The organism is Xanthomonas axonopodis pv. maculifoliigardeniae (assembly GCF_041519315.1).
GTDB lineage: Bacteria > Pseudomonadota > Gammaproteobacteria > Xanthomonadales > Xanthomonadaceae > Xanthomonas > Xanthomonas euvesicatoria.
On the sequence record NZ_CP167998.1, the window covers coordinates 1,073,653 to 1,094,894 of the forward strand.

The window sequence follows — 21,242 nt, forward strand, 5'->3', positions numbered from 1 at the left end:
CATCCCATGCCATTGATGAAGTTCAAACCCACCTCTCCCGGCCGTCGTTCCGCCGTGCGCGTGGTTACTCCCGATCTGCACAAGGGCGCACCGCACGCGGCGCTGCTCGACTCGCAGAGCAAGTCCGGTGGTCGTAACCACCACGGCCGCATCACCGTGCGTCACGTCGGTGGTGGCCACAAGCAGCACTACCGCATCATCGACTTCAAGCGCAACAAGGAAGGCATTCCGGCGCGTGTGGAGCGGATCGAATACGATCCGAACCGTACCGCTCATATCGCCCTGCTGTGCTACGTCGACGGCGAGCGCCGCTACATCATCGCCCCCAAGGGCCTGAAGGCCGGCGACCAGGTCATTGCCGGTGCCAACGCACCGATCAAGACCGGCAACACGCTGCCGCTGCGCAACATCCCGGTCGGTACGACGGTTCACGGTATCGAGCTGAAGCCGGGTAAGGGCGCTCAGATCGCACGTGCCGCCGGTGCAGCCGTCCAGCTGGTCGCTCGCGAAGGCATCTATGCCACGCTGCGTCTGCGCTCGGGCGAAATGCGCAAGGTGCCGGTCGAGTGCCGCGCCACCATCGGCGAAGTCGGCAACGACGAGCACAACCTTGAGAAGCTGGGCAAGGCCGGCGCCAAGCGTTGGCGCGGTGTTCGTCCGACCGTTCGCGGTGCGGCCATGAACCCGGTCGATCACCCGCACGGTGGTGGTGAAGCGAAGGCTGGTCAGGGTAATCCGCATCCGGTCACCCCGTGGGGTGTTCCGACCAAGGGTTACAAGACGCGCAAGAACAAGCGCACCCAGCAGTTCATCGTCCGCGATCGTAGGGGCTAATCGACCATGGCACGTTCACTTAAGAAGGGCCCGTTCGTCGATCACCACCTTGCAAAGAAGGTGGAGTCCGCTGCGGGTAGCAAGAAGCCGATCAAGACCTGGTCGCGCCGTTCGATGATCCTGCCTGAAATGGTAGGCATCACCATCGCCGTGCATAACGGCAAGAACCACATTCCGGTGCTCGTCAACGAGAATATGGTCGGCCACAAGCTCGGCGAATTTGCCGTCACCCGGACCTTCAAGGGTCACGGTGGCGACAAGAAGTCGGGCAGGTAAGGAGAGATGACGATGGAAGCGAAAGCAATCCTGCGCACCGCGCGCATCTCCCCGCAGAAGGCCCGCCTGGTCGCTGACCAGGTGCGTGGTTTGTCCGCCGAACGTGCGGTCAATCTGCTGAAGTTCTCGGACAAGAAGGCTGCACACCTGATCAAAAAGGTGGTGGAGTCGGCGATCGCCAATGCCGAGAACAATCAGGGCGCGGATGTCGACGAGCTGAAGGTCAAGGCCATCATGGTTGATGAAGGTCCCTCCCTGAAGCGTTTCATGGCGCGGGCGAAAGGCCGCGGTACCCGCATCCTCAAGCGCACCAGCCACATCACTGTGGTTGTGGGCGCCGCCAAGTAAGCGGAAAGGAAAAGACCATGGGTCATAAAGTTCATCCGACTGGAATCCGCCTCGGCATCGCCAAGGACTGGAATTCCAAGTGGTACGCAAACAAGGCCGAGTTCGCCTCCTATCTGGCAGCCGACCTGAAAGTGCGTGAAATGCTGCGCAAGAAGCTCGCGCAGGCAGGTGTCAGCAAGATCTTGATCGAGCGCCCTGCCAAAACCGCCCGCGTGACCATTCACACCGCCCGTCCGGGTGTGGTGATCGGCAAGCGTGGCGAGGACATCGAAAAGCTGCGCAAGGAAGTGAGCCAGCTGATGGGCGTTCCGGCGCACATCAACGTCACCGAAGTGCGCAAGCCGGAGCTGGATGCGCAGCTGGTCGCCGAGTCGATCGCGCAGCAGCTTGAGCGTCGCATCATGTTCCGCCGTGCAATGAAGCGCTCGGTCGGTAACGCGATGCGCCTGGGTGCCTTGGGCATCAAGGTCAATGTGGCTGGCCGCCTCAACGGTGCAGAAATTGCCCGTTCGGAGTGGTACCGCGAAGGCCGCGTGCCGCTGCACACGCTACGTGCCGACATTGATTACGGTTTTGCCGAGGCGTCCACGACGTACGGCATCATCGGCATCAAGGTCTGGATCTATAAGGGCGAAGTCTTCGACTTCTCTCAGGTTGGCCAGGAAAAGCAGGACGACAGCCCGCGCAACGATCGTAACGATCGCGGCGACCGTGGTGACCGCCCGTCGCGCCCGGCTCGTGAAGCGAGGTAACGGCAATGTTGCAACCCAAGCGAACCAAATATCGCAAGATGCACAAGGGCCGTAACGACGGCCTGGCATGGAGCGGAAACGCCGTCAGCTTCGGCGAGTACGGCCTCAAGGCCACGGCGCACGGTCAGCTGACCGCACGCCAGATTGAAGCAGCACGCCGCACGATCAGCCGCCACGTCAAGAAGGGCGGCAAGATGTGGATCCGTGTGTTCCCCGACAAGCCGATCACCAAGAAGCCGATCGAAGTCCGCATGGGCTCCGGTAAGGGCAACGTGGAGTACTGGGTCGCGCAGATTCAGCCGGGCCGCATGATCTATGAAATCGAGGGAATCCCCGAAGAGACCGCACGTGAGGCGTTTCGCCTTGCCGCTGCCAAGCTCTCGGTGACCACCACTTTCGTGACCCGGACGGTGCGCTGATGGATATCAAACAACTCCGCGAGAAGTCGGCTGACGAATTGAAGGCCCACCTGACCGATCTGCGTAAGGAGCAGTTCTCGCTCCGTATGCAGCAGGTCACCGGCCAGCTGCCGAAGACCCACGAAACCCGCCGGGTGCGCCGCGAGATTGCTCGCGTCAAGCACCTGCTCGGCAGCACCAAGTAAGGACGGCCGCGATGAGCGACAATAACGAAAAGCAAACGCTGCGCACGGTCGAAGGCCGTGTCGTCAGCAACAAGATGGACAAGACGGTCACCGTGTTGGTGGAGCGCCAGGTCAAGCATGCGCTGTACGGCAAGTACATCAAGCGCTCGACCAAGCTGCACGCACACGATGCCGACAATGCCTGCAACGAAGGCGACGTCGTGCGTGTGACCGAGATTGCTCCGATGTCCAAGACCAAGAACTGGCGGGTGGTGGAAATCGTCACCCGTTCGGCCGAATAAGGGAGATCTGAATCATGATCCAGATGCAGAGCTACCTCGATGTCGCCGACAATTCGGGTGCCAAGGAAGTGATGTGCATCAAGGTGCTGGGCGGCTCCAAGCGCCGTTACGCACACATTGGTGACATCATCAAGGTGACCGTCAAGGACGCCATTCCGCGTGGCAAGGTCAAGAAGGGCGAAGTCTACGACGCCGTCGTGGTGCGTACCCGCAAGGGTGTGCGCCGTCCCGACGGTTCGCTGATCCGCTTCGATGGCAACGCCGCTGTGCTGTTGAACAATAAGCAGGAGCCGATCGGGACCCGCATCTTCGGGCCGGTGACGCGCGAGCTGCGTTCCGAGAAGTTCATGAAGATCGTCTCGCTCGCTCCCGAAGTGCTGTGAGCGGAGGACATACACATGGCTAACCGTATCAAGAAGGGCGACCAGGTCGTCATCAACACCGGCAAGGACAAGGGTAAGCAGGGTGAAGTGGTGCGTGTGGAGGGCGATCGCGTGATCGTCTCCAACGCCAACGTCATCAAGCGCCACACCAAGCCGAACCCGCAGGCAGGCGTTGCCGGCGGCGTGGTCGAGCGTGAAGCGTCGATCCATATCTCCAACGTCAATATCGTCAACCCGGCAACGGGCAAGGGCGAGCGCGTTGGCTTCAAGGTGCTGGAGGATGGACGCAAACTGCGTGTGTTCCGCTCCAGCGGTGAGGCGCTCGACGCCTGAGGAATGAGATCATGAACACTCGTCTCGAAAAGTTTTACAAGGAAAACGTGGTGCCGGCCCTGATGAAGGAATTCGGCTACACCAATCCGATGGAAGTGCCGAAGCTGGTCAAGGTCACGCTCAACATGGGCGTGGGCGAAGCCGCTACCAACAAGAAGATCCTGGAAAATGCGGTCGCCGACATGGCCAAGATCTCCGGTCAAAAGCCGGTGGTCACCAAGTCGCGCGTTTCGGTCGCATCCTTCAAGATCCGTGACGGTTGGCCGATCGGCTGCAAGACCACCTTGCGTCGCGCCAAGATGTACGAGTTCCTGGATCGCCTGATCAACATCTCGTTGCCGCGCGTGCGCGACTTCCGTGGTGTGTCCGGTCGCTCCTTCGACGGTCGTGGCAACTTCAACATGGGTGTGAAGGAACAGATCATCTTCCCGGAAATCGACTTCGACGCCGTCGACGCGATTCGCGGTATGGATATCGCCATCACCACCACCGCCAAGACGGATGCGGAAGCGAAGGCGCTGCTGGCAGCGTTCAAGTTCCCGTTCCGTAACTGACCGTCGAGGACATCCGAAATGGCAAAGACCTCCATGATCCACCGCGACATCAAGCGTGCAAAGCTGGCGAAGAAATTCGCCGGCAAGCGTGATGCGCTGAAGAAGATCCTCTCCAGTCAGGATGCGTCCTACGAAGAGAAGATCGAAGCGTCGACCAAGTTGCAGAAGCTGCCGCGCGATTCGTCGCCGAGCCGCTATCGCAACCGTTGCGAGCTGTCCGGTCGTCCGCGCGGTGTCTACCGCAAGTTCGGTCTGGGTCGCAACATGCTGCGCAAGGCCACGATGAACGGCGACGTTCCGGGCCTGCGTAAGGCGAGCTGGTAACAGCATTTCGGCCGTTCGCGGCCGGATTTGAACAGGATGGTTCTGTTCAACAAGAGAGTCCGACGCAAGTCGGGCTCTTTTGTCGTATACTTCCGCTTCTGTCTTGCCCGTTCGGGCTTGGCATGGCGTCAAGGGTCCTGGCCCGTCCCCAGGAAAACACAAGATTTTCGCGAAAGCGGATATCGGTGCACTCAAAGGTACTCACATGAGCATGACTGATCCCATCGCCGACCTGCTGGTTCGCATCAAGAATGCGGCCGCGGTTGGTAAGCAGACGGTGAAATTGCCGTCGTCCAAGATTAAGGTTGCGATCGCCCAGGTCCTGAAGGACGAGGGTTACATCACCGACCTGCGCGTGACCCAGACCGAAAACAACAAGGCGGAACTGGAAATCGTGCTGAAGTATTTCGAAGGCCGCCCGGTCATCGAGACCCTGAAGCGTTTTTCGCGCTCGGGTCTGCGCCAGTACCGCGGCAAGACCGAGCTGCCCAAGGTCCTCGGTGGCCTGGGTATCGCCATCATCTCCACGTCGAAGGGCATCATGACCGATGCGCAGGCTCGCGAAGCCGGCGTTGGTGGTGAAGTTCTGTGCTTCGTGGCCTAAGGGAAGGAATCGAACATGTCCCGTGTAGCCAAGAAGCCTGTCTCCCTCCCGAAGGGTGTTGAACTCAAGGTCCAGCCTGAGCTGGTCAGCGTCAAGGGCCCGAAGGGCACGTTGACCCTGCCCAAGCCGGCTGGTGTCGAAATCGCCATCGATGGCGACGTTGCCACGCTGTCGGCTAACGATCCGTCGCAGATCGCCCTCACCGGCACCGTGCGCGCCATCCTGGCCAACATGGTCAAGGGCGTTTCCGAAGGCTTCGAGCGCAAGCTCGAGCTGGTCGGCGTCGGTTACCGTGCTGCCATGCAGGGCAAGGACCTGAGCCTGGCGCTCGGTTTCTCGCACCCGCTGGTGTTCGTGGCGCCGGAAGGCATCACGCTGTCGACTCCTACCCAGACCGAAATTGTGGTCCAGGGCGCCGACAAGCAGCGCGTCGGCGAAGTTGCCGCCAAGATTCGCGGCTTCCGTCCGCCGGAGCCCTACAAGGGCAAGGGTGTGAAGTACGCCGGTGAAGTCATCATTCGCAAGGAAGCCAAGAAGGCGTAAGGCAGGTCCCTCTGCGAGGAGCCTGGCCATCCATGGCCGGACTTTTCAATGTACAAGCCTGTTTTCCTTCAGCTTTCGTAGGATAAATATCATGAGCATCAACAAGAACATCGCCCGTCTGCGTCGCGCCAAGTCCACCCGTGCGCACATCCGTGAGCTCGGCGTTGCCCGTCTGTCGGTGCTGCGCACCGGTCAACATCTGTATGCGCAGGTCTTCACTGCCGACGGCTCCAAGGTGATCGCTGCTGCGAATACCCTGCAGGCCGACGTCAAGGATGGCTTGAAGAACGGCAAGAACAGCGATGCGGCCGCTAAGGTCGGCAAGCTGATCGCCGAGCGCGCCAAGGCTGCAGGCATCGAGAAGGTCGCATTCGACCGCTCGGGCTACCGCTACCACGGCCGCATCAAGGCGCTTGCCGACGCTGCGCGCGAAGGCGGCCTGCAGTTCTAAAGCACTGCTGCGGAGGTGGTCATCGACCACCTTCGCGATACCGCCGGCAGGGAGATGCCGGACCGTCCCGTTCTTTTGCAACGGTGCCGGGAACACCGCTTCACTTCACAACCATAAGCGGCTTCGAGCCGTACATACTCAATCAATCAAGGAATCAAGATGGCAGAAGAACGTGCACCGCGGGGTCGTGATCGCGACCGTAACCGCGAAGAGAAAGTCGACGATGGCATGATCGAAAAGCTGGTCGCGGTCAATCGCGTCAGCAAGACGGTCAAGGGCGGTCGCCAGTTCACCTTCACCGCGCTGACCGTGGTCGGCGATGGTCTGGGTAAGGTCGGTTTCGGTTACGGCAAGGCGCGCGAAGTGCCGGTTGCCATCCAGAAGTCGATGGAACAGGCGCGCAAGAATCTGGCCACTGTCGATCTGAACAACGGCACCTTGTGGCATGCCGTCAAGTCCGGCCATGGCGCAGCACGCGTCTACATGCAGCCAGCTTCGGAAGGTACGGGCGTCATCGCAGGCGGCGCCATGCGCGCTGTGCTGGAAGCGGTTGGCGTCAAGAACGTGCTGGCCAAGGCTGTCGGTTCGCGTAATCCGATCAACCTGGTCCGTGCGACCCTGAAGGGTCTGTCGGAAGTGCAGTCGCCGGCACGCGTTGCGGCCAAGCGCGGCAAGAAGGTGGAGGAGCTCAACCATGGCTAAGGACACCAACAAGACCGTGAAGGTGCGCCTGGTGCGTGGCCTGCGTGGAACCCAGTCGCGTCACCGCCTGTCGGTGCGTGCGTTGGGCCTGAATAAGCTGAACGATGTGCGTGAACTGAAGGACAGCCCGCAGGTGCGTGGCCTGATCAATACGGTTCATTACCTCGTCAAGGTTGAGGAGTAATCCCATGACTCTGCGTCTTAATGACCTCAAGCCGGCCGACGGCGCCCGTACCGAGCGCACCCGCGTCGGTCGTGGTATCGGTTCGGGCCTCGGCAAGACCGCTGGTCGCGGTCACAAGGGTTCGTTCGCTCGTAAGGGCGGCGGCAAGATCAAGGCCGGCTTCGAAGGCGGCCAGACCCCGATGCAGCGCCGTCTGCCGAAGATCGGTTTCCGCTCCAAGATGGCGCGCGATACCGCAGAAGTGTTGTCCTACCAGCTGGACAAGCTGGATGCCGGCGATGTCGACTTCGCAGCGCTGCGTGCGGCCAATCTGGTCCCGAGCCGCGCCAAGAAGGCGAAGGTCGTGCTGAAGGGCGAGCTGAGCAAGAAGTTCGTGCTGAAGGGCGTTGCGGCAACCGCAGGCGCCAAGGCGGCAATCGAAGCTGCCGGCGGCAGCGTAGAGGAGTAATCGGCAGATGGCGCAGGCTGGCATTGGTAACCTCGGTGGCGGGCTCGGCAAGTTCACGGAACTTCGCCAGCGGCTACTGTTCGTCCTCGGGGCATTGATCGTCTATCGCATCGGCTGCTATGTGCCGGTGCCGGGCGTGAATCCCGATGCCATGCTTTCGTTGATGCAGGCGCAGGGCGGCGGCATCGTGGACATGTTCAACATGTTCTCGGGTGGCGCCCTGCACCGTTTCAGTATTTTTGCGTTGAACGTGATGCCGTACATCTCGGCGTCGATCGTGATCCAGTTGGCCACGCATATCTTTCCCGCCCTCAAGGCGATGCAGAAGGAAGGCGAGTCGGGTCGACGCAAGATCACCCAGTATTCGCGCATCGGTGCGGTGTTGCTGGCTGTGGTGCAGGGCGGCAGTATCGCGCTGGCACTGCAGAACCAGACCGCGCCCGGTGGCGCTCCGGTGGTGTATGCGCCGGGCATGGGCTTCGTGCTCACCGCGGTGATCGCATTAACCGCTGGCACCATCTTCCTGATGTGGGTAGGCGAGCAGGTCACCGAGCGCGGCATCGGTAACGGCGTATCGCTGATCATCTTTGCCGGCATCGTGGCTGGCCTGCCGTCGGCAGCCATCCAGACGGTCGAAGCCTTCCGCGAAGGCAATCTGAGCTTCATTTCGCTGCTGTTGATCGTCATCACGATCCTGGCGTTCACGCTGTTCGTCGTATTTGTCGAACGTGGGCAGCGCCGGATCACGGTCAACTACGCGCGCCGCCAGGGCGGTCGCAATGCGTACATGAACCAGACCTCGTTCCTGCCGCTCAAGCTCAACATGGCCGGCGTGATTCCGCCGATCTTTGCGTCCAGCATCCTCGCTTTCCCGGCGACGCTGTCGATGTGGTCGGGCCAGGCGGCGTCGGGTGGGGTGGGGTCTTGGCTGCAGAAGATCGCCAACGCGCTTGGGCCCGGTGAGCCGGTGCACATGCTGGTCTTCGCTGCGCTGATCATCGGTTTTGCGTTCTTCTACACTGCGCTGGTGTTCAACTCGCAGGAAACCGCCGACAACCTCAAGAAGTCGGGCGCGCTGATTCCGGGCATCCGTCCTGGCAAGGCCACCGCCGACTACGTCGATGGCGTGCTGACGCGCCTGACCGCGGCCGGTTCGCTGTACCTGGTGATCGTGTGCCTGTTGCCGGAAATCATGCGCACGCAGCTCGGCACCTCGTTCCACTTCGGCGGCACCTCGCTGTTGATTGCAGTGGTCGTGGTGATGGACTTCATTGCGCAGATTCAGGCGCATCTGATGTCGCACCAGTATGAGAGCTTGCTGAAGAAGGCCAACCTCAAGGGCGGCTCGCGCGGCGGTCTTGCGCGCGGTTAAGTGGTACACTAGATCTTCATTGCGTGAAGACGGCCCGGTTCCCGGGCCACGATCTTCCGATCAGAAGGGCGGCTCGCGCGACGTCTCGCGCGCGGGTGTGACGGGGTGGTCCTGTGCGGGAGTAGCACAGGCGATTCGGAGCAGTTTTCTGGATCAACATCGTCCGGCGCCGGAGCGAGGGCACACTCCCCACGCCGGGTCCATGGAACCTCTGGTTTCACGGGCTTCAAAGCAATCCGAGGCCTTGCTATAATTCCGAGTTCACTTTTGATCCATCCTGCCGGATGGCGCCTGGGCGCTGTCGGGCCATCACTCAGTTGGAGAATCGCGTCATGGCGCGTATTGCAGGCGTCAACCTGCCAGCCCAGAAGCACGTCTGGGTCGGGTTGCAAAGCATCTACGGCATCGGCCGTACCCGTTCGAAGAAGCTCTGCGAATCCGCAGGCGTTACCTCGACCACGAAGATTCGTGATCTGTCCGAACCCGAAATCGAGCGCCTGCGCGCCGAAGTCGGCAAGTATGTCGTCGAAGGCGACCTGCGCCGCGAAATCGGTATCGCGATCAAGCGACTGATGGACCTGGGCTGCTATCGCGGTCTGCGTCATCGCCGTGGTCTCCCGCTGCGTGGTCAGCGCACCCGTACCAACGCCCGCACCCGTAAGGGTCCGCGCAAGGCGATCAGGAAGTAAGGGATAGATCATGGCCAAGCCAGCAGAAAAGAAAACGAAGAAGAAGATCAAGCGCGTCATCACTGACGGCGTCGCTCACGTCCACGCTTCGTTCAACAACACCATCGTCACCATCACCGATCGCCAGGGCAACGCGCTGTCGTGGGCTACGTCCGGCGGCGCCGGTTTCCGTGGTTCGCGCAAGTCGACCCCGTTCGCTGCGCAGGTTGCCGCCGAGAAGGCTGGCCGCGCTGCGCTCGATTACGGCGTGAAGTCGCTGGAAGTGCGTATCAAGGGTCCGGGTCCGGGCCGTGAGTCGGCCGTGCGTTCGTTGAACAACGTGGGCTACAAGATCACCAACATCATCGACGTGACGCCAATCCCGCACAACGGGTGCCGTCCGCCGAAGAAGCGTCGCGTCTAAAGGGAGCGATAAGAAATGGCTCGTTATATCGGTCCTACCTGTAAGCTCGCGCGTCGCGAAGGCGCCGACCTTTCCCTCAAGAGCCCGGCGCGTGCGCTGGACTCCAAGTGCAAGCTTGAGCAGAAGCCCGGCCAGCACGGTGCTGCTCGCAAGGGCAAGCTCTCCGACTACGCCACCCAGCTGCGCGAAAAGCAGAAGGTCAAGCGTATCTACGGTCTGCTGGAACGTCAGTTCCGCAACTACTACAAGAAGGCCTCGACCAAGAAGGGCAACACCGGCGAGAACCTGCTGCAGTTGCTGGAAACCCGTCTGGACAACGTCTGCTACCGCATGGGCTTTGCCGTCACCCGTCCGGCCGCGCGCCAGCTGGTGTCGCACCGTGGCGTGCTGGTCAACGGCAAGTCGGTGAATCTGGCCTCGTACCAGATCAAGGCTGGCGATGCGATCACGCTGTCGGAAAAGGCACAGAAGCAGCTCCGCGTGCAGGAAGCCCTGACCGTGGCTGAGCAGCACGACATGACGCCGTCGTGGGTTGAAGTCGATTCGAAGAAGTTTAGCGGCGTGTTCAAGGCCGTTCCGGATCGCGCTGACCTGCCTTCGGATATCAACGAAGCGCTGATCGTCGAGTTGTATTCGAAGTAATTCACATTGGAGAACCTCCGGTACTGCCGGAGGTTCGCAGGAGACCCCGCAACATGACGGTTACCGCCAACCAGGTTCTGCGCCCCCGTGGTCCGCAGATCGAACGTCTTACCGACAACCGCGCCAAGGTCGTGATCGAACCCTTGGAGCGCGGTTACGGGCACACGCTGGGCAATGCCCTGCGTCGTGTGTTGTTGTCGTCGATCCCCGGTTTTGCGATCACCGAGGTCGAGATCGACGGCGTGCTGCACGAGTACACCACGGTGGAAGGTTTGCAGGAAGACGTGCTTGACGTCCTGCTGAACCTGAAAGACGTGGCGATTCGTATGCACAGTGGCGACAGCGCCACGCTGTCGTTGTCCAAGCAGGGTCCGGGTACGGTCACTGCGGCAGACATCAGGACCGATCACAACGTTGAGATCATCAACGGCGACCACGTGATCTGCCACCTGACCAAAGACACCGCATTGAACATGCGCCTGAAGATCGAGCGTGGCTTTGGCTACCAGCCGGCTGCTGCGCGTCGTCGCCCGGATGAAGAGACCCGCACCATCGGTCGTCTGATGCTGGATGCGTCGTTCTCGCCGGTGCGTCGCGTTGCCTACGCCGTGGAAGCTGCGCGCGTCGAACAGCGTACCGACCTCGACAAGCTGGTCATCGATATCGAAACCAACGGCACGATCGATGCCGAGGAAGCCGTGCGCACCGCCGCCGACATCCTCAGCGATCAGCTGTCGGTGTTCGGCGATTTCACCCACCGCGATCGCGGTGCGGCCAAGCCGGCTGCCAGCGGCGTGGATCCGGTGCTGCTGCGTCCGATCGACGACCTCGAGCTGACCGTGCGTTCGGCCAACTGCCTCAAGGCCGAGAGCATCTACTACATCGGCGATCTGATCCAGAAGACCGAAGTCGAGCTGCTTAAGACCCCGAATCTGGGCAAGAAGTCGCTGACAGAAATCAAGGAAGTGCTGGCACAGCGAGGCCTTGCGCTGGGCATGAAGCTGGAGAACTGGCCGCCGGCCGGTGTCGCCCAGCACGGCATGCTTGGTTAATGCATCAAGGCATGGGCGTCTTCGGGCGCCCATGTTTGTTTTCTACATCGACGGGTTAAAGCCTGCGATGACATCCGGTTCAAGGACGGCCGGCTCGGACCAACCGCAGTCCATTCAACAGCGCCAGGATGGCGACAACGTTTCTCAAGCAGTCTCAACATTCCCTAGGAAACCATACTCATGCGTCACCAGAAATCCGGCCGTAAGTTCAACCGCACCAGCGCGCATCGCGAAGCCATGTTCCGTAATATGGCCGCCTCGCTGTTCAAGCACGAGCTGATCAAGACCACCTTGCCGAAGGCCAAGGAACTGCGTCGCGTCGCCGAGCCGCTGATCACCATCGGCAAGGTCGATGGCGTTGCCAATCGTCGTCTGGCGTTCGCTCGCCTGCGCGACAAGGAAGCCGTGGGCAAGCTGTTCGTCGAACTGGGCCCGCGTTACGCGACCCGTCCCGGCGGCTACCTGCGCATCCTGAAGGCCGGCTTCCGTGCCGGCGACAATGCGCCGATGGCGTATGTCGAGCTGGTCGACCGTCCGGTCGTTGCCGAAGAAGTGGCCGAGTAATCGGATCGCTGCTGCACAGATTCTCGAAGAAGCCCGGCTGACGCCGGGCTTTTTTGTTGGATGCTTGAAACTGCGTGTCTGCCGACGGCTGTCGACTGCACGGGCACGCGTGCGTGCGCGTGGATGTGTGCGTTACGCAGCAAGCAGGGCGACGTCGCCAAAGCCTATGATCCAGTGCAGCTGCTGCCGCTTGCTCGGCCAATTGGAATCTCCTTCCGCTTGGTCGACGACGGCTTGCGGGCTCTGGATTGCCGCTCGCGGGTGGGCGTGCGGTGGGCCCTGGTCTTTCGGACATCGCATGCGTGTCAGCCCGTGTCGCCGCGGCGCTGCAGCGCACAAGCACCAGGCGCTCGCGCGATTGGACTGCCCGCTCAGTCATGCGTGGTCACGGCCGTGGCGATGGCTGATAATCGACGACTTGACCCAAGGCAAGCAGTGACGATGAATCCATTTCGCTGGAGTTTCCGGGCGCAGTTTCTGCTGGGCTTTCTTGCATGCGCAGGATTGCTGGCTTACGCGATCTATGTGCAGTTGCATCTGGGTCTGGAGCCTTGCCCGCTGTGCATCTTCCAACGGATCGCCTTCGCGGCGCTGGCCGTGTTTTTTCTGCTCGGCGCGCTGCATGGGCCGCGTGCCGCCGCCGGGCGCAAGGTCTATGGGGTCTTGAGTTTCATCGCCGCGGGCGTGGGCATGGGCATCGCTGCGCGGCATGTGTGGGTGCAGATCCGGCCCAAGGACATGATGTCTTCGTGCGGGCCGCCGTTGAGCTTTCTGAGCGAGACCATGGGGCCCTTCGAGGTGTTCCGCACCGTGCTGACCGGCACCGGCGATTGCGGCAATATCGATTGGCGCTTCCTCGGGTTGAGCATGCCCATGTGGAGCATGGTGTGGTTCGTGGGGTTGGCGTTGTGGGCGCTGTACGCGGGCTTCAAGGCGCGGCGTAGCTCGGTCCATCACTGACGCATGGCAGGGCTAGCGCCTTGCAAAGCCCTGCGGCAGCCTTGTAGGCGTGCAGTGGGATCGTGACGGGCAACGGGCGCTGTGCGTTGCTTAGGCGAGGCTGATGCGCGGTTGGCGGTTGAAGGGCCGCCTGATCCGCTGCAGGTCAGGCGGCTTGATTCGTCGCAAGGCGCCTGCGCTGCGCTTGCTCGACGCGTCTGCTTCCTGGCCTTGATACTGGATGCCGTTGCTGCCGCTTGCATGCGTCTGCGGCGTGTCGACCGCGAGCGCCAAGAACGACATTGGAGACGTGACTGATTCCTGGCTCTTTCCGCTGGCTAGCGCGGATGGATCGCGGCATTGCTTCAATCGATAAGCCGATATTTACGTGTCTGCCAAACGATGCGCATCAGCCGGGCAGGCGGTCCGCAGCGTGGCCAGCCGTGCTGCAGGCTTGGTCATCGGACTTCGGCAACGAATGGGCCGGTGTTGTTCCGGTCCATTCGCTGCCTTGCACCGCGTCAGAAGTCCTGCTGCAGGCTCACATAGACGCCGCGGCGCGGCGCCCACTGCGGCGCGAAGACGCCGATACCGCCGCCATCGCGCAACTGGTAGCTGCGGTTGAGGACATTGACCGCGGCCAGTTGCACATGCAGCGGATGCGTATTGACGTCGAAGTCGTGGCCGACGCTGGCATTCAACTGGAAGTACGACGGAAGCGAGGCGCCGTTGGGCACGGTGTCGGTATCGGTGCGCAATCCGCTGCCGAACAGATAGTTGAGGCCGACCTTGCTGCCTTCGCTGAAGGCGTAGTTGATGCCGCCGGACGAGGTCAGCTTCTGATCGTGATCCAGGTGGATCCAGTTGTCGTAGGTGTAGGCCAGCGCATCCGGATCGAAGTTGTACAGGCTGGTCATGACCCGCTTGCCCATGGCTTTGCTGTAGGCGAGGTTGAAATATGCCGTCACTGGCCCGTTGGTGTAGTCGGCGCTGAATTCGGCGCCGCGGATGCGGCCATAGCGGTAATTGAAGGTGGAATAGATATAGGCGGCACCGAACTGGCCTTCGTCCTGCAGCCGGTCGGCCTTGCGGTAATAGGTGTCCAGGCCAAGCGTCAGATGGTCGGTGACCACTTGCGAGATGCCCAGGTCGTAGTAGTCGCTACGTTCGCTCAGTGGCGTGGTCGGACCGTCACCGGCCGACTGCTGGTTGGTGGTGCCGTCGTAGAGCGCGATGTCGCTGGTGGAGATCAGCTCGCTGGCCGGCGGGGTGAAGTAACGCGCGTATCCGGCATGCATGGTGGTGCTGTCGGTGGCGTGCCAGATGACGCCCAGGCGCGGGCTGAGTTGACCTTCGGTCGTGCCGAAGGCCTTGTACTTGTCGCCGCGCAACCCGTAATTGACGGTCCAATCTTCGCCGATCTTCCACTCGTCCTGCAGGTAGAGCGCGTAGGTGCTGGCATGGAAACGGCTGCCGTCGGGAATGAACAGTGGCACGTTGCTGCTCTGGCTGCCGTCGTCGTTGGCGGGGAAGACAGACGAATTGTTGCTGGCGATGGCGTGTTCGAAATTGCCGTACACGCCGTAGCGCAGCGTATGCGAGCCGCCCCATGGCGTTGCGAAGTCCGCCTGCACGGTATTGGCGCGGTTGCTGCGGTCCACCTGCGAGGCGATGCCGTTGAAGATCAGGTCGCCGGCAACGTCGGGGGAGAAGGCGACGCTGCTGTAACGCTGGCCGGCGGAGAGCTGATAGTTGGTGTCGCCGAGCGTGCCTTGCAGGGCCAGGGTGCCGAAACGGGTGTTTTCGCGCTGGTTCTCGTCCAGGCGCGAGGAGTCGAAATCGGTGGTGCCCAGGTAATCGAAGGCTGGCGTCTGCCCCGGATTGTTGGGGATCTGGAAGCGGTTGTTCGCGTAGCCGACCAGCAGGCTGAGACGGGTGTTCTCGTTGACCAGGTAGGTCAGATCGGCGAAGCCCTTGCCCTGATGGGTTTTGTCGTGGATGGGGTTGAGGCTGTCGACCGGGTTTTCCAGGCCATTCTTGTTCTGGTCGTAATCGCCGCTGACGAACCAGCTCCAACGCCCGCTGCTGCCCCACAGCGAGGCGTTGGGGTTGATGGTGCCGAATGAGCCGGCGGTGATGCCGACGCTGCCGCCATTGCCGAGTTCGGCACCGCTCTTGGTGGTGATGTCGACCACGGCTGCGGTGCGGTCGCCGAACTGCGCCGGCAGCGCACCATCGAGCAGCTTGAGGTTCTTGATGATGCGCGGCTCCAGACTCTGGCCGAAACCGGAGATGGATTCGGGAATCATCACCCCGTTGATGCGGTACTGCAGGTTGGCGTGGTCGCCGCGGACGTGAATGCCGCCGTAGGAATCCTGTACCACGCCCGGCGCCTGCAGCAGGACCTGATTGAGTGGAGTCGCCGCGCCGAGCGGCAGGCGATCGATATCGTCAGCGGTGATGGCAAATTGGCTGCTGCCGATGTCCGGCGACAGGGCATTGCGCGCCGCCTCGAGCTTGGCGATCACGTTAACCGTGTCCAGATCGGTCGTGCGTTCGGAGTCGGCATCGGCGGCAAACGCCGCACCGATGGGGGCGGCCAGCAGGGCGGCGGTGATGGCAGCAGACAGAAGACGAGGAGTCATGGCAGTTTCGCGAGGCGAGTGAGGGGGAGGGTGTTGTTATTTTGTAACGTTGAGCGCTTTGGCGAGCGCTAGCGTAGGTCGAAAGTCATGGCTCGACGGGCGATGTTGTTTGCTGTTCAGGTCGAAAGGGCCGGCGCGCGACCGCGCGTCGGACGGACGCGGCGGCAATTCGGTGCCATTGGCCTTCAGGCGCTTTGCGTAGCGTTCCGGCTCTGCCAACATCGCAGGCTGCCTAGGAGTCCTTTCATGAATCTTTCCGCTGCCACTTCCGCTACCGATTCGGCCGCCGCAGCGTGGGCGCCGGACAGCTGGCGCGGCAAGCCTGCATTGCAGCTGCCGGTGTACCCGGATGAGAACGCGCTGCAGGCGGCCATGCACGAGTTGGGGCGGCTGCCGCCGCTGGTGACCTCGTGGGAAATCTTTGCGCTCAAGCGCCAGCTGGCCGAAGCGCAGGAAGGCAAGCGCTTCCTGCTGCAGGGTGGCGATTGCGCCGAAAATTTCAGCGATTGCGAATCGGGCACCATCTCCAACCGTTTGAAGGTGCTGCTGCAAATGAGCCTGGTGCTGGTGCACGGCCTGCATTTGCCAGTGGTGCGGGTGGGTCGCTTTGCCGGGCAATACGCCAAGCCGCGCTCGGCCGACACCGAAACGCGCGATGGCGTGACCTTGCCGAGCTATCGCGGCGATGTGATCAATGCGCCGGCCTTCACCGAGGCCGCGCGCGTGCCCGACCCGCGCCGCATGATCACCGCACATTCGCGCTCGGCGATGACGATGAACTTCGTGCGCGCGTTGATCGACGGCGGCTTCGCCGACCTGCATCACCCCGAATACTGGAATCTGGACTGGGTGGGCTATTCGCCGCTGGCGGCGGACTACCAGAAGATGGTTGCCTCGATCGGCGACGCCGTGCGCTTCATGGAAACGCTGTCCGGGGCAGAGGTGTACAACCTCAATCGCATCGATTTCTACACCTCGCACGAGGCGTTGTTGCTGCCGTACGAAGAAGGCCTGACCCGTCAGGTGCCGCGTCAGTGGGGCTGGTTCAATCTCAGCACGCACTACCCGTGGATCGGGATGCGGACGGCCGCGCTGGATGGCGCGCACGTGGAATACCTGCGTGGCGTGCGTAACCCGATCGCGATCAAGGTGGGTCCGTCGGTGCAGCCGGACCAGCTGCTGCGCCTGATCGATGTGCTCAATCCCGAGGACGAGCCCGGGCGTTTGAGCTTCATCCATCGCATGGGCGCGGCGCAGATCGCCGACAAATTGCCGCCGTTGCTGGATGCGGTCAAGCGCGACGGGCGGCGGGTGCTGTGGGTGTGCGATGCGATGCATGGCAATACCGAAAGCACCGGAAATGGCTATAAAACGCGGCGTTTCGACAATATCCGCAACGAAGTGGAGACCTCCTTCGACCTGCACGCGGCCGCCGGCACGCGGCTGGGCGGCGTGCATCTGGAACTTACCGGCGAAGATGTCACCGAATGCACCGGCGGTGCGCGCGAGCTCACCGAGCGCGATCTGGAACGGGCGTATCGCTCCAGCGTGGATCCGCGGCTGAACTACGAACAGTCGCTGGAAATTGCGATGGCGATCGTGCGCAAGCAACAACAGGTGGCTTCGTAGCCGCTGGGCGGATGATCAACGTGTGCGCATGACGTGATGCTCATGCCGCGTGCGGCATGCTCTGGCAGCCATCCCTCTTTCCCCCCACAGGAGGAACGGTTTGACTGCCGATTGGAACGTCATCCGCGAATATGCAATTCCGCTCGGTGCCTCGCTGCTGGCGGGCATCGTCACCTGGTCGTTGATGCTGTGGCTGTTTCGCCGCATGCAGGGTCGCGACTACCGCCGTGCGCGCATCATTCGCGTGATCACGCTACCGGCGGCGTTTATCTTGCCGCTGTTGTTTCTGGGGGTTGCCACCGAAGCGACCCCGTTGGCCGGCAAGGCGCTGGCAGCGGTGCAGCATCTGCTGCACCTGGGAATCGTCGGCTGCGTCACCTGGTTGCTGGTACGCGCGGTGGCCGCCGGCGAGGCGGCGATCTTGCGCAGCAATCCGATCGAGGTGTCGGACAACCTCACCGCGCGGCGCATCCAGACCCAGACGCGGGTGCTGAGCCGCGTGCTGATGGGCACGGTGATCTTGCTCGGCATTTCGGTGGTGCTGCTGACCTTCCCGCAGGTACGCCAGATCGGCAAGACCTTGCTGGCGTCGGCCGGCATCATCGGGCTGGTGGCCGGTATCGCGGCCAAGCCGGTGTTCGGCAACCTGATCGCCGGTTTGCAGATTGCACTGACCCAGCCGATTCGCCTGGATGACGTAGTGATCGTGGAAGGCGAGTGGGGCCGCATCGAAGAGATCGGCAGCTCGTACGTGGTGGTGCGGATCTGGGACGAGCGCCGCATGGTGGTGCCGCTGACCTGGTGGATTGAAAACCCATTTCAGAACTGGACGCGCAGCAGTGCCGATCTGCTCGGCACCGCGTTCCTGTGGCTGGATTACCGTACGCCGATTGCAGCGGTACGTGCGGAACTGGAGCGTATCTGCCACAGCGAACCGCTATGGGACGGCCGCGTGTGCGTGACCCAGATTACCGACACCAGCGACAACACCATCCAGGTGCGACTGCTGGTGAGCGCGCGCAATTCCGGCGATGCCTTTGATCTGCGCTGCCTGGTGCGCGAACGCATGATCGATTTCCTGACCCGCGAGCATGCGTATGCCTTGCCGAGGCTGCGCGCCGAAATCGCAACGCAGGAAAGAACGCCATCACGCCCTGCCGAGCCGATTGCACAGGAGAGCGTGCGCTCGCCGGGCGCAGAAGACGGCGAGCCTGCGGCTAGCATCTAGCGCGCCAAGAAAACGACTGCATCCCTGCCAGGCGCGTGCGGCCGGTGCCCGAAACCGGCATGTATTCCGCGGACAGGCGGTTCTTGCGCGCCGCCCACGCCGCCTGGCGACGCTCGTTGCGTTTGTGGGACTGCTTTTATCGGGTGGTATTGCGCAACTGCCGGCATCGAATGTGTTCGGCAGGCAGTTGCACAAGCACCCGCCGGGGCATCCTTCTTGGGCGCCAGGTATAACGGCGGTCAATCATGCTGGTGCGAACCGGGCGCAGGCGCGACGGGTATCGTGCCTGACGTGGCCCCACCTGGCGCAGCCGGCGCACTCGGCGCATAGCCAGGCGTAAAGCGCGCATGGCTGTGTTGCTCGTATGCATACGCCAGCTCGATCAGGCGCGGCTCGCTCCAGGCCGTGCCCATGAACAACAGGCCCAGTGGCAAGCCCTGGGTCTGTCCCATCGGCACGCTCAGGCTTGGATAGCCGGCCACCGCCGCGGCACCATAGCCGGCGCCGGGGAAGGTATCGCCCTTGCCGAGTGTGGTGATCCACGCCGCGCCCGTCGTGGGCACGATCAAGGCATCCAGGCGATCTGCCTTCAAGGCTGCGTCGATGCCTTCCGGCCCCGCCAATCGCTTGGCGTTGGCGCGCGCGCTCAGATACCCCGCATCGTCGAGACCGGGCGCTGCCTGCGCCTGTTCGAACAATTCCTGCCCGAAGTACGGCATTTCGCGCTGCGCGTGCTTGCGATTGAACGCAATCAACTGCTCCAGGTTCGCCACAGGCGCGTGGTGGTTCTGCAGATACGCGTTCAAGCCGGCCTTGAATTCGACCAATAAGACCATCTGCTCTGCAGCATCCCACTTGCCATCGGTGACCAGGGCGGTCTCGACCACGGTGGCGCCAGCGTCACGCAGGGTGCGCACGGCGCGGTCGAGCGCCGCGGCGATTGCCGGATCCTCGCGCAGCGGGTTGCGCAACAGGCCCAGGCGCGCGCCACGCAGGCTGTCGGGTTTCAGGTAGGCGAGATAATCGACGCTGGTCGCCGGTGCCTTGGCGGTGGCGGGGTCCTGCGGGTCGGGTGCGGCGATGGCCTGCAGCACTGCAGCCGCATCGGCGACGCTGCGGGTCATCGGGCCGGCGGTGTCCTGACTGGCGGAAATTGGGATGATGCCGTCGCGACTGACCAGGCCAACGGTCGGCTTGAGCCCGACCAGGCCGTTGACCGATGCCGGACAGGTGATGCTGCCATCGGTTTCGGTCCCGATGCCGACGGTGGCCAGGCTGGCCGCGATGGCCGCACCGGTGCCGGCACTGGAGCCGCAGGGATTACGATCCAGCGCATATGGATTGCGCGTGAGCCCTCCGCGTCCGCTCCAGCCGGAACTGGATTGGGTGGAGCGGAAATTGGCCCATTCGCTGAGGTTGGTCTTGCCCAGGATCACCGCGCCGGCGGTGCGCAGGCGCTGCACCATAAACGCATCGCGAGCGGGGCGGAACTCGGCCAGGGCGAGGGAGCCGGCGCTGTTGACCATCGGCAGCGCGTCGATATTGTCCTTGAGCAGCACCGGGATGCCGTGCAGCGGCCCACGCACGTGGCCGGCTTTGCGTTCGGCATCCAGGGCGCGTGCGTCGGCTTCGGCCTGTGGATTGAGTTCGATCACCGCGTTGAGCCTGGGGCCGGCGCGATCGATGCCGGCAATACGCTGCATATACGCGCGCGTCAGTTGCAGGCTGCTGCTCTGGCCGCTGGCCATGCGCGCCTGCAGGCCGGCCACGTCGGCCTCGCTCAGATCGAGAGGGTGGGCGGTGGACGCGTCGGCAGCGCTGGCCGCAGAACGCGACGGATCATCGGCATGCGCACAGCCGCACAGCGCGGCAAGCAGCGCGAAGGACAAAAGGGTGGATCGCATGGATGGTCGTCCCCGGGGAGAAGTCGCAGGCTAACGGCGCTGCGTCGGGGTGACAACGTAAGGACGTGCCCGCCAACGGGCAGGCAGGCTCAGCGACGGCGGCGTCGCACCAGGTCGCGTGCCAGCACGCCGACCACCAGCAGGTTGATCGCCAGCACACCCCAGGCGGTCCAGCCGGGATGCCGCACGATGGCGTAGATATCGAAAGGCAGATAGATGGCCGCCGACAGGCAGCCCAGCACCGAGGCCCAGGCCTTGGCACGCCACAGACCCCAGGCTTCCACCACATGCAGCAGGCCATAGGCCAGCATGGCGGCAGCGGCCAGATGCACCGCATCGGGGCTGATGGTCTTGAGCAACGACGGCAGTGCGCCGTGGTCGGGGTCCAGGTTGAAGCGGCGGATCAGGGTGATGACCGCGTTTTGCAGCGGGAGCGGGCCCAGAATTTCCAGGCCCGTCGCCGCCAACAGCGCAAGCGTCCCCTTGACCGCCTCAAGCAAGGCGATCACATGCAGTCCCGGATGCGCGCGCGGATCCGGGCTATAGGGTTTGTT

General features: G+C 62.7%; 29 protein-coding genes and 1 pseudogene. 26 read left to right on the plus strand and 4 right to left on the minus strand.

Translation table 11 applies throughout. From position 1 onward, the window contains the following. Nucleotides 1-6 precede the first annotated feature (6 nt). From rplB to ACDH77_RS04810, 24 genes are all read left to right on the plus strand, one after another. Nucleotides 7-834, plus strand: coding sequence for a 50S ribosomal protein L2 (rplB, locus tag ACDH77_RS04695; RefSeq protein WP_003486715.1), 828 nt, complete (start codon nt 7-9; stop codon nt 832-834). A 6-nt stretch (nt 835-840) separates the two neighbouring features. After that, nucleotides 841-1,110, plus strand: a complete 270-nt coding sequence (gene rpsS, locus ACDH77_RS04700) for a 30S ribosomal protein S19 (protein ID WP_005917128.1) — start codon at nt 841-843, stop codon at nt 1,108-1,110. A 12-nt stretch (nt 1,111-1,122) separates the two neighbouring features. Continuing rightward, on the plus strand, nt 1,123-1,458 hold the full coding sequence (rplV, locus tag ACDH77_RS04705; RefSeq protein ID WP_109291256.1) for a 50S ribosomal protein L22: 336 nt from the start codon (nt 1,123-1,125) through the stop codon (nt 1,456-1,458). A gap of 17 nt (nt 1,459-1,475) precedes the next feature. Further along, nucleotides 1,476-2,210, plus strand: a complete 735-nt coding sequence (gene rpsC, locus ACDH77_RS04710; protein WP_008571670.1) for a 30S ribosomal protein S3 — start codon at nt 1,476-1,478, stop codon at nt 2,208-2,210. A 5-nt stretch (nt 2,211-2,215) separates the two neighbouring features. Further along, on the plus strand, nt 2,216-2,629 hold the full coding sequence (gene rplP, locus ACDH77_RS04715; RefSeq protein ID WP_003486706.1) for a 50S ribosomal protein L16: 414 nt from the start codon (nt 2,216-2,218) through the stop codon (nt 2,627-2,629). Continuing rightward, complete coding sequence (rpmC, locus tag ACDH77_RS04720; RefSeq protein ID WP_003486703.1) at nt 2,629-2,814, plus strand: 50S ribosomal protein L29; 186 nt, start codon at nt 2,629-2,631, stop codon at nt 2,812-2,814. Before rplP ends, rpmC begins: the two co-directional genes overlap by 1 nt. An 11-nt stretch (nt 2,815-2,825) precedes the next feature. Beyond that, complete coding sequence (gene rpsQ / locus ACDH77_RS04725; protein WP_003486701.1) at nt 2,826-3,095, plus strand: 30S ribosomal protein S17; 270 nt, start codon at nt 2,826-2,828, stop codon at nt 3,093-3,095. A gap of 14 nt (nt 3,096-3,109) precedes the next feature. Then, a complete protein-coding gene (rplN, locus tag ACDH77_RS04730; RefSeq protein ID WP_003486699.1) occupies nt 3,110-3,478 on the plus strand; it encodes a 50S ribosomal protein L14 in 369 nt (122 codons plus the stop codon). A gap of 15 nt (nt 3,479-3,493) precedes the next feature. Further along, a complete protein-coding gene (rplX, locus tag ACDH77_RS04735) occupies nt 3,494-3,811 on the plus strand; it encodes a 50S ribosomal protein L24 (RefSeq protein WP_008571669.1) in 318 nt (105 codons plus the stop codon). A gap of 11 nt (nt 3,812-3,822) precedes the next feature. Continuing rightward, nucleotides 3,823-4,365 (plus strand): 50S ribosomal protein L5, encoded by a 543-nt coding sequence (gene rplE, locus ACDH77_RS04740; RefSeq protein WP_008571668.1) that lies wholly within the window; start codon nt 3,823-3,825, stop codon nt 4,363-4,365. Nucleotides 4,366-4,383: 18 nt separating this feature from the next. Then, nucleotides 4,384-4,689, plus strand: a complete 306-nt coding sequence (gene rpsN / locus ACDH77_RS04745; RefSeq protein ID WP_008571667.1) for a 30S ribosomal protein S14 — start codon at nt 4,384-4,386, stop codon at nt 4,687-4,689. 205 nt (nt 4,690-4,894) lie between these two features. Continuing rightward, nucleotides 4,895-5,293, plus strand: a complete 399-nt coding sequence (rpsH, locus tag ACDH77_RS04750) for a 30S ribosomal protein S8 (RefSeq protein ID WP_003486688.1) — start codon at nt 4,895-4,897, stop codon at nt 5,291-5,293. Nucleotides 5,294-5,308: 15 nt separating this feature from the next. Then, nucleotides 5,309-5,836, plus strand: a complete 528-nt coding sequence (rplF, locus tag ACDH77_RS04755) for a 50S ribosomal protein L6 (protein ID WP_031421274.1) — start codon at nt 5,309-5,311, stop codon at nt 5,834-5,836. A gap of 91 nt (nt 5,837-5,927) precedes the next feature. Beyond that, nucleotides 5,928-6,287, plus strand: a complete 360-nt coding sequence (gene rplR / locus ACDH77_RS04760; protein ID WP_003486684.1) for a 50S ribosomal protein L18 — start codon at nt 5,928-5,930, stop codon at nt 6,285-6,287. A gap of 159 nt (nt 6,288-6,446) precedes the next feature. Further along, entirely contained in the window at nt 6,447-6,989 is a 543-nt protein-coding gene (rpsE, locus tag ACDH77_RS04765) for a 30S ribosomal protein S5 (RefSeq protein WP_003486682.1), read from the plus strand. Beyond that, the gene (gene rpmD / locus ACDH77_RS04770; protein WP_003486678.1) at nt 6,982-7,173 is read left to right on the plus strand and encodes a 50S ribosomal protein L30; all 192 of its coding nucleotides are present in this window, start codon (nt 6,982-6,984) and stop codon (nt 7,171-7,173) included. The genes rpsE and rpmD overlap by 8 nt, the downstream gene beginning before the upstream one ends. A 4-nt stretch (nt 7,174-7,177) precedes the next feature. Then, nucleotides 7,178-7,621, plus strand: coding sequence for a 50S ribosomal protein L15 (gene rplO / locus ACDH77_RS04775; protein ID WP_011346542.1), 444 nt, complete (start codon nt 7,178-7,180; stop codon nt 7,619-7,621). Between the two features lie 7 nt (nt 7,622-7,628). Continuing rightward, the gene (secY, locus tag ACDH77_RS04780) at nt 7,629-8,993 is read left to right on the plus strand and encodes a preprotein translocase subunit SecY (protein WP_008571664.1); all 1,365 of its coding nucleotides are present in this window, start codon (nt 7,629-7,631) and stop codon (nt 8,991-8,993) included. A 332-nt stretch (nt 8,994-9,325) separates the two neighbouring features. Then, nucleotides 9,326-9,682 carry a 30S ribosomal protein S13 gene (gene rpsM, locus ACDH77_RS04785; protein WP_003486672.1) on the plus strand — a complete coding sequence of 119 codons (357 nt, stop codon included), beginning with the start codon at nt 9,326-9,328 and terminating at the stop codon, nt 9,680-9,682. A gap of 10 nt (nt 9,683-9,692) precedes the next feature. Then, nucleotides 9,693-10,085 (plus strand): 30S ribosomal protein S11, encoded by a 393-nt coding sequence (rpsK, locus tag ACDH77_RS04790; RefSeq protein ID WP_003486671.1) that lies wholly within the window; start codon nt 9,693-9,695, stop codon nt 10,083-10,085. A 15-nt stretch (nt 10,086-10,100) separates the two neighbouring features. Further along, nucleotides 10,101-10,727, plus strand: coding sequence for a 30S ribosomal protein S4 (gene rpsD, locus ACDH77_RS04795; protein ID WP_002811641.1), 627 nt, complete (start codon nt 10,101-10,103; stop codon nt 10,725-10,727). Nucleotides 10,728-10,780: 53 nt separating this feature from the next. Further along, complete coding sequence (locus ACDH77_RS04800) at nt 10,781-11,779, plus strand: DNA-directed RNA polymerase subunit alpha (RefSeq protein ID WP_002811635.1); 999 nt, start codon at nt 10,781-10,783, stop codon at nt 11,777-11,779. A 180-nt stretch (nt 11,780-11,959) separates the two neighbouring features. After that, nucleotides 11,960-12,343 carry a 50S ribosomal protein L17 gene (gene rplQ, locus ACDH77_RS04805; RefSeq protein WP_003486665.1) on the plus strand — a complete coding sequence of 128 codons (384 nt, stop codon included), beginning with the start codon at nt 11,960-11,962 and terminating at the stop codon, nt 12,341-12,343. Between the two features lie 441 nt (nt 12,344-12,784). Next, nucleotides 12,785-13,303 (plus strand): disulfide bond formation protein B, encoded by a 519-nt coding sequence (locus ACDH77_RS04810; RefSeq protein WP_008571663.1) that lies wholly within the window; start codon nt 12,785-12,787, stop codon nt 13,301-13,303. A 170-nt stretch (nt 13,304-13,473) separates the two neighbouring features. Here ACDH77_RS04810 and ACDH77_RS04815 read toward each other — a convergent pair. Together ACDH77_RS04815 and ACDH77_RS04820 are read right to left on the minus strand one after the other, a co-directional pair. Continuing rightward, nucleotides 13,474-13,744 (minus strand): annotated as a pseudogene (locus ACDH77_RS04815) (hypothetical protein); the annotation flags it as partial. A 59-nt stretch (nt 13,745-13,803) separates the two neighbouring features. After that, a complete protein-coding gene (locus ACDH77_RS04820) occupies nt 13,804-15,927 on the minus strand; it encodes a TonB-dependent receptor (protein ID WP_031421277.1) in 2,124 nt (707 codons plus the stop codon). A gap of 246 nt (nt 15,928-16,173) precedes the next feature. On the opposite strand from ACDH77_RS04820, the gene ACDH77_RS04825 reads away from it, so the two are divergent. Beyond that, entirely contained in the window at nt 16,174-17,556 is a 1,383-nt protein-coding gene (locus tag ACDH77_RS04825) for a class II 3-deoxy-7-phosphoheptulonate synthase (protein WP_031421281.1), read from the plus strand. Between the two features lie 100 nt (nt 17,557-17,656). Further along, nucleotides 17,657-18,784 (plus strand): mechanosensitive ion channel family protein, encoded by a 1,128-nt coding sequence (locus ACDH77_RS04830; protein ID WP_008571659.1) that lies wholly within the window; start codon nt 17,657-17,659, stop codon nt 18,782-18,784. Nucleotides 18,785-19,023: 239 nt separating this feature from the next. Here the strand turns inward: ACDH77_RS04830 and ACDH77_RS04835 are convergent, their stop codons facing one another. After that, nucleotides 19,024-20,673: an amidase gene (locus tag ACDH77_RS04835; protein ID WP_031421283.1), complete on the minus strand. Its 1,650-nt coding sequence runs from the start codon at nt 20,671-20,673 to the stop codon at nt 19,024-19,026. Nucleotides 20,674-20,777: 104 nt separating this feature from the next. Beyond that, a complete protein-coding gene (locus ACDH77_RS04840; RefSeq protein WP_008571656.1) occupies nt 20,778-21,197 on the minus strand; it encodes a DUF2127 domain-containing protein in 420 nt (139 codons plus the stop codon). Nucleotides 21,198-21,242 lie beyond the last annotated feature (45 nt).